This is a genomic window from Actinomycetospora sp. NBRC 106375 (genome assembly GCF_030269665.1).
Classification (GTDB): Bacteria; Actinomycetota; Actinomycetes; order Mycobacteriales; family Pseudonocardiaceae; genus Actinomycetospora.
Window position 1 is genome coordinate 1 of the sequence record NZ_BSTS01000022.1, and the last position, 14,034, is coordinate 14,034.

Sequence of the window (14,034 nt, forward strand, 5' to 3'; positions counted from 1 at the left end):
CCGGCACGAGCGAGATCCACGGCGCGACGCCGGAACTCCGGCGGGTGAGGTGCAGGCACGAACGACATCCTCCCTGGCGGACCGGGTCCACCTCAGACGACGTGTCCGGTGTCAGGGGCCAACCTCAGAGGACCTCTGCGCACCTCCTAACCGCAGGCGGGCGGGAGGTCTGCCTCGCCTGACGCGGGCGGTGGAATGGCCCTCGCGGTGGCCATGGCGCTCCGTGACGAGCATGCCTTGCCGTCGCTCAGCCGCTCAGCCGCTCAGCAGCTCGGACAGGCGCAGCGGTAGCTCCCCGAGACCGTCGTAGGACCGACAGGTGCCATGGCCGGCGGAGGCCAGGGCGCGACAGCGCTGGAGGGTCGCGGGAGACGAGTCGGTGGCCAGCACGTCCAGCCGAGAAAACCGGGCTGCCACGGCGAGCGGGTGGGCGCCGGTGTTGGCCTCTCCATCGGTCATCACCAGCGCCTGCCGCTGCGAGGTCGGCATCCGCTCCAGCAGCTCCGCGCCGCGCGTGAGCCCCCCTGCGATGTCGGTGAGGCCCCACGGCCGCAGGGCCAGCACACGGCCCACGACCGGCAGCACCTCCACCGGCTCCCCGGGCGCGCGCAGGACGGCGGTTCCCCGCCAGAAAGCGACGACGGCGAGGTCGTCGGAGCCGGCGAGCGCGAGGGTCGCGGCGCCCGCGGCGGTGGCGGCGTGGACCAGCGGCTCGCCGCGCATCGACCCACTCACGTCGAGGATCAACACCACGCCGCGTCGGCGCGGCACCCGGTCACGGACCCAGATGTCCGACCACGCCGGGATCGGGTTGGCCACGAGCTCCTCGACCGTGCGGTCGAGATCGAGGTCGTCGGAGCGGAAGTTGTAGCGCACCGACGCCAACCTCGTCCCCTGCGCGCGCACCGTGCGGGCACCGTCCAGTCTCCGGACGACCACCCGGCTGGCAGCTTCGACGAGCCTGCGTACCTCGTCTCGGCTCGGCGAGGCGCCGATGTCCAACGCCTCGCCCGGGGACGAGGATCCGCCCACGAACGACGCCAGAGCGGCCTCGGTCTCCCTCAGCACCATCTCCGGAGGCTGCTGGTCGTCGCGAGCGCCGCCCATCGACGCGCCCCCGGGGCCACGGCCGGCAGCGGCGCGCGCCCCGGACGTCTGGCTGTCCCACGGAGCGTCTGTACCGGGCCCATTCCCGTCACCGTCCGGGTCGTTGGCTGCGTCGTCCGTGGGCGGGCCCGACGAGGCCGGCGCGGAGGGCTGCTCCAGCGCCACGATCGTGCTCGGCGGTAGACGGTGCCCGATGTCGGGCTCCGCCCGATGCTCGCCGAGCAGGACCCCGTCCCAGAGCTCGTCGATGATCGCTTCGACGGGACGGGTGGTCTCCGCGGCCGGGTACAGGCGCGCGGAGAGGGCCAGCCGTGCCGCCCATCGCTGGTCGTCCTCCGTCGATCCGCTCCGAATGCCCGTGCGCGGGGCGAGCCGTTCCAGCGCGTCGGCCACCGCGCAGAGGTCGATCGCCCCGCGGATCGAGGAACCGATCGCGAGGTCGGGATGACGCCTGCTCGCCCGCACCACCGCCACCGACCGCGCCACGAGGCGCGGATCGGTGCCGGGGACCCGCTCCAGCACGATCCCTCGCGCATCGGGACCGCTGGGATGGTCGAGACGGAGCCGGGCGGTGCGGTCGAGGAACGCCGCCGGGATGGCCCCGGTGCCGGCCCGGTCCTCCGTGCTCGCCGTGGCCACGATCGCGAACCCCGGGCACGCCCGCACCGTGCCGAGACCCGGGACGACGAGCTCGCCCTCGGACATCGCCGGCACGAGCACGCCGAACGCGTCGGGGGAGAGCCGATCGGCCCCGTCGAGGACGAAGACCGCCCCGCTCCGCATCGCCGCGACGAGCGGGCCCACGAGGAACTCCGGTGCCGCCCGCGCAGGTACCCCGGACCGTGTCGCGAGACGCTGCGGCAGCAGACCCAGCGGATCCGCCCGACCGACGAGGCCGCCCGCCGAGGACACAGTGATGGCGTCCACCTCGACGAGCCGTCGGTCGCGACACGCAGCGCGCAGCAGCACCGTCTTGCCGGCGCCGGCCGGACCGTCGAGCAGGACGTGCCGGCCCGCGTCGAGGGCCACGCGCAGCAGCATGGTCTCGCGCGTGCGGCCGATCACCCGGTCGCCCGGTCGCGTCCCGAGGTGGGGGGCGATCGTCACGACCGCGGCACCACGTCGGCCTGCGCGCCGGTCACCTCGGTGAGGATGTCGGCGATGGCGTCCTCCGCGGTGCCCCCGTGCGCATCGTCCACCACGATCTTGCTCGACAGCGCGAGCCCGGCCGCCACACCGAGGTCGTCGTCGTGCTCCACGCCGCCGTCCAGCTCACGCAGGGAGGCGACCAGGAGAACGAGGTCGATGGCACCTCGGACCGAGCACCCCGACCGCAGGGCCGGGTGCCCACGGGTACGCCGCACGACCCGGACCGCGGTCCGGATGAGCTCCGGGTCGGCGCCCGTGCGACGCAGGACGATCTCCGTCTCCTCTTCCTCCGACTGGTAGCCCACCGCCAGCCGGCAGAGCCTGTCGTACACGGAGACGCTGACCCGGGTCGTGCCGATGTTGTCGAAAGGGTTCATCGCCGCCACCACCCTGAACCCCGGCCTCGCGGCCACGAGACCGAACCGGGGTACGTGGAGCTCCCCTTCCGACATGGCGGTGAGCAGGGTGTTGAGCGTGTCCTCGGGAAGTCGGTTGAACTCCTCGACGTACAACAGACCGCCGGCGTTCATCGCCGTCGGCAACGGGCCCGGGACGAAGTCCTCGGGCCGGTACCCGTGCTGCAGTACCGCGGCCGGGTCGTGATGCCCCAGCATCTTCTGTGGAGACATCTCGGCGTTGCCCTCGACCATCGTCAGCGACGCGCCGCCATGGCGGGCGATCGCCCGCAGCGCCGTCGACTTCCCTGTCCCGGGAGGACCCTCGAGCAGGAGGTTCCGGCCCGCGACCAGGACCGCCAGCATCGCTCGCAACTGGTCGTCGCGTCCGACGACCTCGGCGGCGACGCGTGCGTAGACCGACGCCGGGTCGTCGCGCAACGGGTCGGTGAGGGCGTCGCCCGTGCGCGTGTCGAAACGACCCATGGGACTGCTCCTCTCCTGGTGCCGGTCACGGAACCTCCCGCTCAGCGACGTCGGGCGAGCCTCGATCCGGGAGCACGCCGGGGACTAGGTCCGCGGAGGATCACGTCGGCGCACCTTTTCGCCCTTCGCGGCCCTCAGCGGCGCGAACCGACCCGTGAGGACGGAGCGCGCGGCCTCATTCGTCCGCTCGCGAGGTACGACCGGAGATCGGTCACGCCTACCGTCTCGGCCCTGACCGGAAACATCGTCGGCCGTGAGGAGCTTGAATCGATGAGCGTGCTGCGGACCGCGGACGAGCATTTCGAGGGTCTACCGGAGTTCGATTTCTCGCCGCACTACCTGACCGTCGAGGATCCGGAGCTGGGTCCGTTGCGCATGCACTACCTCGACGAGGGCGAGCCGGAAGGACGCCCGGTCGTGCTGCTGCACGGTGAACCCACGTGGGGCTTCATGTTCCGTCACACGATCGCGCCGCTGGTCAAGGCGGGACTGCGGGTGATCGTGCCCGACCTCGTGGGTTTCGGACGCTCCGACAAGCCCGCGGACATCTCCGACTACACCTACGAGCGGCACGTGCGGTGGCTCGTGGACTTCCTGACCGGGCTCGGTGTGCGCGGCGCGGTCGTCCTCGGCCACGATTGGGGCGGCCTGGTGGGGCTGCGCGCCGTGACCGCGATCGAGGGTCTCGCGGCCGGCTACGTGGCCACCAACCACGGCTACCCCACCGGTGACATGCCGGCGAACGACGCGCTGCGGACCTGGCAGGAGTACGCGGCCGACGTCGATGTGCTCGACGTCGGGCCGATCGTGGCGCGGGCATGCCGGAGCCCGTTGCCTGCCGACGTGGTGGCAGCCTACGACGCGCCCTACCCGGACGAGTCGTACAAGGCCGGGGCCCGCATCTTCCCGGCGCTCATCCCGGTGACACCGGACGATCCCTCGTCGGGCGCGGTCCGCGAGTCCCGCGAGATCCTCGGCCGCTCGACGATGCCGTTCCTGACCGTGTACGGCGAGCACGACCCGATCGCCGGCGCCGCGGACGCCATGTTCCAGCAGCTGACACCGGGCGCGGCCGGGCTCACCCACGTCCGGCTGCCCGACGGCGGCCACAACATGCCCGAGGACTGCGGCGAGACGCTCGGGGAGATCGTCGCAGAGTTCGCCGCACGGCTCGACTGAAAGTCCTCGTCGTCCCTTCCCCTCCTAGAAAGGCCCATTCATGGTGCAGATCCGCGGCGAGGACGTCCTCCTCCCGACCACGATCGTCGGCTCCTACCCGCGCCCGATGTTCCTGCGCGGCAAGGTGTTCCCAGTCGGCGGCGTGCACTCCCCGGAGTTCCCGAGTTTCGAGGTCCGGTCCAACTACCGCAATGCCGTCGCGCTCGCGATGAAGGACATGACCGACGCAGGCCTCGACGTGCTGACCGACGGGTGCCAGCACTACGAGAGCGACAGCGACTACGAGCAGGGCGAGATCTTCCACTTCTACATGGACCGGCTCGAGGGCCTGCGACCCTACGGGGACCCGCTGAGCGCCGGCCACTTCGAGAACATGCCGGTGTACAAGCCGACGTGCGATGCGCCGATCGTGTGGCGTCGGCCGATCTTCAAGCCGATCGTCGAGGCGGCGGTGGAGCAGACGGACAAGCCGGTGAAGATCCAGGCGGCGGTCGGCCCCGCCACCATGGCGGCGCTGATCACCGACAAGCACTACGGCGACATCAAGGCCCTCTCGCAGGACCTGGCCGGGGCACTCAACGCCGAGTTGCGCGACATCGTCAGCCGGGGCGTGGAGATCGTCCAGTTCGCCGAGGTCCTCACCTTCTTCGACCCCGCGGACTGGGTGGTCGAGGCCATCAACACGGCCTTCGAGGGCATCGACGCGTACAAGATCATCCACATCTGCTATGGCCAACAGGAAGGCCAGCCGGGCGTCACCGAGCTGCGAGGGGCGAAGCTGTTCCCCTGGCTCTGGGACCTCAACTGCGACCAGATCCAGTACGAGATGGCCAGCCACGGATTCCACCAGACCGACATCGATGCGATCTCCTCGATCCCCGACCACATGGACTTCGGGGTCGGCGTGATCAACGGCAAGAGCCTGGTGGCCGAGACGCCCGACCAGGTCGCCGCCGGCATCCGGCGGGTGCTGGAGGTGGTCCCGGCCGAGAGGGTCATGGTGCACACCGACTGCACCCTCACCGGCGTCAAGCACATCGTCGCCAAGCGCAAGATCGAGTCCCTGGTGGCCGGCACGCGCATCGTGCGCGACGAGCTCACCCGGGCGTGACCGGGCTGCTCGACCGGGTCGAGCCGGAGGACGTCGGTCTCCACGGGGGCCGCCTCGCCCGGCTCGACCACTACCTCCGGGCGCGGGTGGACAGCGGCCGGATGCCCGGTTACCTCGTGGCCGTGGCACGGCGTGGTCGGCTGGCTCACCTGGGGCGATACGGCGCCCGGGACCTCGAACGTCGGCTGCCGGTCGAGGTCGACACGGTCTTCCGCATCTACTCGATGACGAAGCCGATCACGTCGGTCGCCGCCATGATGCTGTCCGAGGAGGGGTGCTTCGGACTCGACGACGCGGTCGGCGACCACCTCCCCGCGTTCCGCGAGCAGCGGGTGTACGTCGGCGGCAACGACGCCGGCCCGGTGTCGGTTCCGGCGCCGGGCCCCGTACGGATCCGCCACCTCATGACCCACACCTCCGGGCTGACGTACGGCTTCCACCGCGTGCATCCCGTCGACGCGCGGTACCGGGCGGCCGGGTTCGGCCTGGGCCTACCGCCGGACACCACACTGGCGCAGGCGTGCGACGTGCTCGCCGCTCAACCCCTGCTGTTCGCCCCCGGGACCGAGTGGAACTACTCGCTGGGCACCGACGTGCTCGGGCGGCTCGTCGAGGTCGTCTCGGGGCAGTCCCTGCCGGACTTCCTGGCCGAGCGGATCCTCGGTCCCCTCGCCATGCGGGACACCGGGTTCCAGGTGCCGGCCGACCACCTCGATCGGCTCGCCCGGCTGTACGTCGCGGGTCCGGACGGCCCGGTGCCCGACGACACCCTCGGTGCCCAGGTACACGCGCCACCGAGCGCTCCGTCCGGGGGAGGTGGGCTGGTGTCGACCGTCGCCGACTACCTGAGGTTCGCCGAGATGCTGCGCCGCGGCGGGGAGCTCGACGGCGTGCGGCTGCTCGGACCCCGCACGGTGGCGCACATGACCGCCAACCACCTTCCGGGCGGGGCCGACCTCGCCGCCTTCGGACGGCCGCTCTACGCCGAGACCCCCTTCCACGGCGTGGGCTTCGGACTCGGTGTCGCGGTCGTCCTCGACCCGGTGCGCTACGGCGCACCCACGAGTGTCGGGGAGTTCGGCTGGGGCGGGGCGGCCAGCACGGTCTTCTGGGCCGACCCCCGTGAGGACCTGACGGTTGTGCTGCTCACACAGCTCATGCCACCGCCCGCCCTGCCCATCCGCCCCACCCTGCGCCAGCTCGTCCACCAAGCCATCGTCGACTGAAGGATCATGGTCATGCTGCCACTGCCCACGCTCGCCTCCGGGACGTTGATGCAGATCGGTGTGGTGGTACCCGATCTCGAGAAGGCCCTGGAGCGGTACAGCACCGCGTTCGGGCTCGGGCCATGGATCGGGTACCGCTTCACCCCTGACACCGTGCGCGACCTGACCTACCGCGGCCGTCCCGCCGACTACGGCATGGACATTGCGCTGACCGGTACCGGGCCGCAGATCGAGCTCATCCAGGTGCGCGGGCAGAACACCGTTTACCACGAGTTCCTCGACCGGCACGGATACGGGATCCAGCACCTCGGGGTCAAGGTCGAGGACGCGCTCGCGACCACCGACGAACTCGTGGCCGCCGGGTACGAGGTCGTGCAGTCCGGGCACGGTTACGGGCGCGACGGCGACGGTCGTTTCGTCTACTTCGACACCGTCGCGGACCTCGGCTGGCTCCTCGAGATCATCGAGCCGCCCTCGGTGCGGCGCGAGCCCGACTTCGTCTGGCCCCGATGACCCCGCGGCCCTCGGTGCCGGCCCGCGTGCCACGCGGGGCCGCCCCATGACCGTCGGCCTGCTGCCCACCTGCCTGAACGATGCGCTGTTCCCGGAGGCAGCCAAGGCCGTCGTCCACCTGCTGCGCCGGCTCGGGGTCGTCGTCGACGTCCCCGGTAGGCAGACGTGCTGCGGACAGCCGATGATCAACTCTGGTTACCTCGACGAAGCCGTCCCTCTGCTGCGCAACCACCTCGCCGCCGTCGCCGGCTACGAGGCGATCGTGGTGCCGTCCGGGTCATGCGCGGGTTCGATCCGTCACCAGCATCGGCTCGTCGCGCAGCGCAGCGGCGACCCCGCTCTGGTCCGCGCGGTCGAGCAGGCACCGCCGGTCCACGACCTGAGCGAGTTCCTGGTCGACGTGCTCGACGTCGTCGACGTCGGGGCCTACTTCCCGCACTCGGTGACCTACCACCCGACCTGCCACTCACTGCGGGTGCTCGGAGTGGGCGACCGCCCGACCCGGCTGCTGCAGGCGGTGCGCGGGCTCCGTTGGACAGACCTCCCGGCCGCCGAGGAATGCTGCGGCTTCGGTGGGACGTTCGCGGTCAAGAACCCGGACACCTCGATCGCGATGGGCTCGGACAAGGCGCGCCACGTCCAGGAGACGGGCGCAGAGGTCCTCGTCGCAGGCGACAGCTCCTGTCTCATGCACATCGGCGGCCTGCTCGGCCGGCAACGGGCCGGGGTCCGGGTCATGCACCTCGCCGAGGTCCTTGCCAGCACCGAGGGCCTGGCCAGCACCGAGGGCCGGGCAGGGCCGGCACGGTGAGCGCCACGTTCGTCGGGATGCCGACGTTCCCCGTCGCGGCGGGGACTGCGCTCGCCGACTCTCAGCTGCGCCGCAACCTCGCCCACGCCACCTCGACGATTCGGACCAAGCGGGCCGAGGTGGTCCGCGAGGTGGACGCGTGGGAACAACTACGCGTCGCCGGTGCCACGCTGAAGGACCGCACCCTGCGCCACCTCGACGTCTACCTCGAGCAGCTCGAGACCGCGCTGACCGCCGCGGGCGCCACCGTGCACTGGGCGCGCGACGCGGACGAGGCCAACCGGATCGTGGTCGACATCGCCCGTCTCCACGGCACCGACGAGGTCGTCAAGGTCAAGTCGATGACGACCGCGGAGATCGGCCTCAACGACGCTCTGGAAGCCGCCGGCATCCACGCCTGGGAGACCGACCTCGCCGAGCTGATCGTGCAGCTCGGCGACGACCTCCCCAGCCACATCCTCGTCCCGGCGATCCACCGCAACCGCGCCGAGATCCGTGAGATCTTCCTGCGCGAGATGGAACGGGTCGGGCGGCCTGCGCCCGCCGACCTGACCGACGCCCCGCTCGAGCTGGCGGCCGCCGCGCGCGACCACCTGCGGGAGAAGTTCCTCCGGGCCCGCGTGGCCGTGTCGGGGGCCAACTTCGCCGTCGCCGAGACCGGCACCCTCGCCGTCGTCGAGAGCGAGGGCAACGGGCGGATGTGCCTGACCCTGCCCGAGGTGCTGATCAGCATCGTCGGGATCGAGAAGCTCCTCCCGACGTGGGCGGACCTGGACGTCTTCCTGCAGACGCTGCCCCGCTCCTCCACCGGGGAGCGCATGAACCCCTATACCTCCCTGTGGTCCGGGGTGACCCCCGGCGACGGCCCGCAGCAGGTGCACGTCGTGCTGTTGGACAACGGGCGCACCGACGTCCTCGCCGACACGGTCGGGCGCCAGGCCCTGCGCTGCATCCGGTGCTCGGCCTGCCTCAACATCTGCCCGGTCTACGAGCGCACCGGAGGTCACAGCTACGGCTCGGTCTACCCCGGCCCGATCGGGGCCATCCTCAACCCGATGATGCGCGGCGTCGGTCAGGACGCCCAGCTCGACGCGCTGCCCTACGCCTCCAGCCTCTGCGGCGCGTGTTTCGACGTCTGCCCGGTCCGGATCGACATCCCTGAGGTCCTGGTCCACCTGCGGACCAAGGTCGTCGACGCCCACCGCGGTCGGCGACCGACGCCGCAGGACCTCGTCATGCGCGCCGCGTCCTGGACGCTCGCCTCCAGTGCCCGGACCGCGAGGTCCACGAGACTGGCCGGTCTGGCCGCGAGGGTCCTCAGCCGCCGGGGCTTGCGGTCCGCGCCGGGCGGGCGGCGCGTCCTCGGGGCGCTTCCCCGGCCCGCCGCGGGGTGGTCGGGCGCTCGCGACGTCCCGTTGCCGCCCGCGGAGTCGTTCCGCTCCTGGTGGTCCCGCGCCGGACGGGACGCCCGGTGACGGCCCGGGACGTCGTCCTCGCACGGGTGCGCCGCGCGCTCCGCGACGTTCCTCCCGAGGAGACCCCTGCCGACGTGGAGGTCGTCCGGTCCGGACCGTCGACCGCGCCCTTGACCCCGGGTCACGTCGAACTCTTCGCCGAGCGCGTCGCGCAGTACCGGGCGAGGGTCGTGCGCTGCGTGCCCGACGACCTGGTCGCGACCCTCGTGCCGCTGCTCGAGGACGTCTCTACGCTCCTCGTCCCCTTCGACCTCCCCCGAGGACTCCGTCCGGCCGGCCCCCGTCACATCGAGGACCGGCAGCTCCCGACCGGCGAGCTCGACGCCGTCGACGGCGTCCTGACTACCGCGCGTCTCGGGATCGTCGAGACGGGCACGATCGTGCTGGACCACGGCCCGGGACAGGGGCGCCGCGCGGCGACGCTCGTCCCGGACATCCATGTCTGCGTGCTCTGGGCGGACCAGCTGGTCGCGGGCGTCCCGGAGGCGATCGTCAACCTGGACCCGACCCGCCCGCACACCTGGATCAGCGGCCCGAGCGCGACCAGCGACATCGAGCTCGAGCGGGTGGAGGGCGTGCACGGTCCCCGCACCCTGCGCGTGGTGCTGGTCGGGTGAGGCCTGGCCCAGGACCAATCAAGTGCCCCCGCTGCTCCCCCGGAGACCTAGGCGGGGCGTTCTCGGGCGGGCGAGGCTGGGAGCACCCCGAGCATCGAACGGAGAGCAGAGTGGACGTCTACGGCAGCGAGATGTCGATCGCCGGGTGGCGCCGGCTGATCGACGAGGCCTACAGCGGCGAACTCGGGGAGCCCATCCTCAACGTCGACGAGGCCCGCGGCTCGCACTTCGACGCCATCTTCGTCGGCGGGGGCAGTGCCGGACGGTTCGGTGCCGCCGTGCTCCGCAGCCTCGGTGGTCGCCCCCTCGTAGTGGAGCGATGGCCCTTCCTCGGCGGCTCATGCCCGCACCAGGCCTGTGTCCCCCACCACCTGTTCAGTGAGGCGGCCCGCGAGCTGGACCAGGCGCAGGCGCTGCAGGGACGGCTGTGGTACCCGAAGTTCGACCCCACCGCCGCCTCCGTCCTCGAACTGGTCGAGCTGTTCCGATCGCAGCGCAGCGGTCCGCACGCCCACATGAACTGGCAGAGCGCGCAGCAGCTCGACATCGAGTCGGTGGTGAACGCCGAGGCCGCCGTGCGCGACGCCAGGACCGTCTGTGCCGCGGGGCGGACCTTCACCACCGACGCCCTGGTCCTGGCCACCGGCGCCCGCACTGCCATGCCCGGGATCGAGGGGGAGACGCTGCCGGGGGTCTTCGACTACGCGTCGTTCATCGAGGACCTCGACTACGAGCCCCGCAAGATCGTGGTCATCGGGGGCTCCAAGGTCGCCGTCGAGTATGCGAGCTTCTATCGCGCGACCGGTACCCCGACCACTGTCGTCAGCCGCGCAGAGGTCCTCACCAGCGGCGGACCGGCGCTGATGGACGACGACCTGCGGGGGTTCGTCGTCGAGCAGATGCACTCGCGCGATCTCGAGCTGCTCGAGCACAGCGTCGTCACCCGCATCCTCGGCGAGGAGCGCGTGGAGGGGGTCGAGGTGCAGACGCCCGCGGGCCGTCGCGTGATCGACGCCGACTTCGTCCTCCTCGGCACGGGAGAGAGGCCCAACACCGCGAGCTTCGCCGCCGCTCTCCCGCTCACCTACGACGAACGCGGGTTCGTCGTCGTCGACAGCAGGATGCGGACGAACATCGACGGCGTCTACGCCGCGGGTGACCTGATCGGTCCGCCGCTCGAGATGTTCAAGTCCCGCCGCAGCGGCACCACCGCGGCTCGCAACATCATGGGGATCGCCGCCGAGTTCCACTACGACGACATCCCCGACTTCCTGCACACCACCTACGAGGTGACATGGGCCGGACTGACCGAGCGGCAGGCCCGGGAACGCTACGACCGAGTGGTGACCATCCAGGTCCCGCCTCTCGGCATGGCTCCCGGCGACACGCCGCTGCCCATGGCCGAGGGCTCGATGCTCTACGGCTTCACCTTCCCGGAGCGAACCGGGTATCAGAAATGTGTCATCGACGCCGACTCGCGCCGCATCGTCGGGATCCACCACGCCGGCTACGGCGCCAAGGACGCCTTCCAGTACCTCCACCACCTCATCAGCCGTCCCGAGGGCCTCACGATCGACCAGCTCGGCGACATGAACGAGCTCTACATCAGCTCGGACTACTTCATCGGCTACGCCAGGTTGCGCGCGAACCAGGCTGACCTGACCAGCATGTGATCCGACACGCTCCGGGAATCGGCGACTTTCCGGCGCAGGCCGCTCCTGTGGCGGTCGCATGCGGCGTTGCCCGCCAGCGAGGGTCACGATCTGGGCGGAGGCACAACCCTCTGCACAGCACATGAAGCACTTGCGGCGGCGGCCCACGGGCCTCGCCATCGACGACGGCGACGACGCCGATCACGACAACCGCCCGCGAGCGGCGGAGGGGCCTGGTCGTGGTCGCCATAACACCGTGGCGGACTCTCGCCCGACGTGGGCCCCAGCGCGTCGGCGGCCGAAACAAACTCCGACGGTGGGCGCCGTATCGCGGATCGACCTCTCGGAGCGGATCACGAAGGACCTCGGTGTCGCCGACTGGAGTCCAACCGCCGGGCAGGACTGTGCCAACCTCGGACAGTTACGCTTCTTCCAGGACGCATATCCTACGGACGTCCGGGTGGAACCGTCGGCGGCTCCGACCGGTTGCAAATCCACGCAACGGAAGCGGTCCAGTATGCGGCTCGACGGCAAGGTCACCCTGATCACCGGGGTCTCACCGCTCGAGGCAACAAAGCCCACGCGGCACACAATTTCGGAATGGCGCGGTCGACATTCTATCGACGACTGAGACAATATGGGATCCAGGATGGCGGACATTTCTGTGACTGCTTCAATCCCTGCCACGGTTTGAACACTGCGAATTCGATGGATCAGACAACGGGAGGTCGACATGGGTAAGCTCGACGGGCGCGTCGCCCTGATCACTGGTGGTGCGCGCGGACAAGGGCGCTCACACGCGCTCGCATTCGCACGCGAGGGTGCGGACATCGTCATGTGCGACCTAGTGGAGGGCATCGACACCATCCCGTGCAAGATGCCCGATGCTGATGATCTTGCAGACTCTGTGAAGCAGGTCGAGGCCCTTGATCGTCGTGCGTTGGGCATCAAGGCCGATGTGCGGGACTCTCTCCAGCTCGCTGGCGTCGTAGAACAGGCTCTTGCCACGTTCGGTCACATCGACATCCTCATCGCGAACGCTGGTGTGGTCACCCCGGTGCCCTTTGTGGACATCAGTGATGAGGATTGGTCTGTCATGCTCGACATCAACCTCGGGGGAGTGTTCAAGGCGATTCGGGCCGTCGCTCCGCACATGATCGAACGTGGCTACGGACGAATAGTTGCCACCTCGTCGATGGTAGGCCGATCGCCGGTGGGGATGCTGGCACACTACGTAGCGGCGAAGTGGGGAGTAATCGGGCTCGTGAAGTCAGCAGCGCAAGAGCTTGCTCCGCACGGGATCACGGTGAACGCGATCTGTCCGACCAACGTCAACACGGACATGATCCACGCGAACCCTGCCATGTACAAGGTCTTCGCTCCGGACATCGAAAACCCGACCTGGGAGGATGTTATTCCGGCCTTTACTTCAATGAATGCGATCCCGGTGCCGTTGGTCGATCCTAGCGACATTTCTGAAGGCATGTTGTACTACGTGTCCGAGGGTGCTCGATACGTGACCGGCGAGACTCTGTCGATCGCGGCCGGATGGAACGCCAGGAACACCGCTTAGGGCGTGTCTCCCAAGTCTGTGAGCTGGGCCGGTCCACGATCCTGGTGTGGGTCGTGGACCGGTGCTCTCGGATGAGGTGTGGGCTCGGATCGAGCCGTTGCTGCCCGCGCAGTACGGCAACGGGCGTCCGTTTCATGATCACCGGCAGGTGATCGAGGGGATCGTGTTCCGCTACCGCTGCGGGATCGCCTGGCGGGACCTGCCCGAGCGCTTCGGGCCGTGGCAGACGGTGTGGAAGCGCCACCACCGCTTCAGCACCGACGGCACCTGGGACGAGGTGCTGGCGATCCTGTAGGCCGAGGCCGACGCCGCGGGCCATCCTGCTCTGGCTCCAGATCACCACTCAAGAGACACGCGCTGGCCATCGATCATCGAATGAGTACAGTGAGGCGGGAGTATCTCATGGAATCTCCCATCGTCGTGGTCGCTACGATCGTGCCGAAGAAGGCGGCGTGGGATGAGGTTGTTTCGATTCTGAACGCGACCCAGGCCGACGTTCATTCGAACGAGTCCGGATGCGAGCTGTACGCCCTCCACACGGACGACGAGTGTCTGGTCATGGTCGAGAAGTGGACCGGGCGTGCCGAGCTGGATCAGCATTTCGCGGCGCCTCCCTTCAATGCTCTCGGCGGTCTCCTCGAGGGCAAGCTGGCAGCTGAAATTGAGATCAAAGAGCTACGCCCGGTGCCGGCAGGGTCGCCGACTCAGGGCCAGCTCTAGCCGACACCCTGGGAGGCGGA

At 70.0% G+C, this 14,034-nt stretch carries 13 protein-coding genes and 1 pseudogene; 12 read left to right on the plus strand and 2 right to left on the minus strand.

The window, feature by feature from the left end; all coding sequences use genetic code 11:
- Window positions 1–255 precede the first annotated feature (255 nt).
- On the minus strand, window positions 256–2,214 hold the full coding sequence (locus QSK03_RS27490; protein ID WP_285658730.1) for an AAA family ATPase: 1,959 nt from the start codon (window positions 2,212–2,214) through the stop codon (window positions 256–258).
- Window positions 2,211–3,137, minus strand: coding sequence for an AAA family ATPase (locus tag QSK03_RS27495; protein ID WP_285658732.1), 927 nt, complete (start codon window positions 3,135–3,137; stop codon window positions 2,211–2,213). Before QSK03_RS27495 ends, QSK03_RS27490 begins: the two co-directional genes overlap by 4 nt.
- 270 nt (window positions 3,138–3,407) lie before the next feature.
- Between QSK03_RS27495 and QSK03_RS27500 the strand changes: the two genes are divergently transcribed.
- The 12 genes and pseudogenes from QSK03_RS27500 to QSK03_RS27550 all read left to right on the plus strand — a co-directional run bounded on the left by QSK03_RS27500 (window position 3,408) and on the right by QSK03_RS27550 (window position 14,014).
- Window positions 3,408–4,316 (plus strand): haloalkane dehalogenase, encoded by a 909-nt coding sequence (locus QSK03_RS27500; protein ID WP_285658735.1) that lies wholly within the window; start codon window positions 3,408–3,410, stop codon window positions 4,314–4,316.
- Window positions 4,317–4,356: 40 nt separating this feature from the next.
- Window positions 4,357–5,427, plus strand: a complete 1,071-nt coding sequence (locus tag QSK03_RS27505) for a hypothetical protein (RefSeq protein WP_285658737.1) — start codon at window positions 4,357–4,359, stop codon at window positions 5,425–5,427.
- Entirely contained in the window at window positions 5,424–6,653 is a 1,230-nt protein-coding gene (locus QSK03_RS27510; RefSeq protein ID WP_285658739.1) for a serine hydrolase domain-containing protein, read from the plus strand. Before QSK03_RS27505 ends, QSK03_RS27510 begins: the two co-directional genes overlap by 4 nt.
- Before the next feature lie 12 nt (window positions 6,654–6,665).
- Window positions 6,666–7,166: a VOC family protein gene (locus tag QSK03_RS27515; protein ID WP_285658741.1), complete on the plus strand. Its 501-nt coding sequence runs from the start codon at window positions 6,666–6,668 to the stop codon at window positions 7,164–7,166.
- Window positions 7,167–7,212: 46 nt separating this feature from the next.
- The gene (locus QSK03_RS27520; protein ID WP_285658743.1) at window positions 7,213–7,977 is read left to right on the plus strand and encodes a (Fe-S)-binding protein; all 765 of its coding nucleotides are present in this window, start codon (window positions 7,213–7,215) and stop codon (window positions 7,975–7,977) included.
- 17 nt (window positions 7,978–7,994) lie between these two features.
- The gene (locus QSK03_RS27525) at window positions 7,995–9,452 is read left to right on the plus strand and encodes a lactate utilization protein B (protein ID WP_285658859.1); all 1,458 of its coding nucleotides are present in this window, start codon (window positions 7,995–7,997) and stop codon (window positions 9,450–9,452) included.
- Window positions 9,449–10,069 carry a LutC/YkgG family protein gene (locus QSK03_RS27530; protein ID WP_285658745.1) on the plus strand — a complete coding sequence of 207 codons (621 nt, stop codon included), beginning with the start codon at window positions 9,449–9,451 and terminating at the stop codon, window positions 10,067–10,069. Before QSK03_RS27525 ends, QSK03_RS27530 begins: the two co-directional genes overlap by 4 nt.
- 110 nt (window positions 10,070–10,179) lie before the next feature.
- Window positions 10,180–11,742, plus strand: a complete 1,563-nt coding sequence (locus QSK03_RS27535) for an FAD-dependent oxidoreductase (protein ID WP_285658747.1) — start codon at window positions 10,180–10,182, stop codon at window positions 11,740–11,742.
- A gap of 255 nt (window positions 11,743–11,997) precedes the next feature.
- Window positions 11,998–12,462: a helix-turn-helix domain-containing protein gene (locus QSK03_RS33260; RefSeq protein ID WP_352232058.1), complete on the plus strand. Its 465-nt coding sequence runs from the start codon at window positions 11,998–12,000 to the stop codon at window positions 12,460–12,462.
- Complete coding sequence (locus tag QSK03_RS27540; protein WP_285658749.1) at window positions 12,455–13,294, plus strand: mycofactocin-coupled SDR family oxidoreductase; 840 nt, start codon at window positions 12,455–12,457, stop codon at window positions 13,292–13,294. Before QSK03_RS33260 ends, QSK03_RS27540 begins: the two co-directional genes overlap by 8 nt.
- A 46-nt stretch (window positions 13,295–13,340) precedes the next feature.
- Window positions 13,341–13,580, plus strand: a pseudogene (locus tag QSK03_RS27545) (transposase); the annotation flags it as partial.
- A 116-nt stretch (window positions 13,581–13,696) separates the two neighbouring features.
- Window positions 13,697–14,014 (plus strand): putative quinol monooxygenase, encoded by a 318-nt coding sequence (locus tag QSK03_RS27550; protein WP_285658751.1) that lies wholly within the window; start codon window positions 13,697–13,699, stop codon window positions 14,012–14,014.
- The last annotated feature ends 20 nt before the right edge of the window (window positions 14,015–14,034 follow it).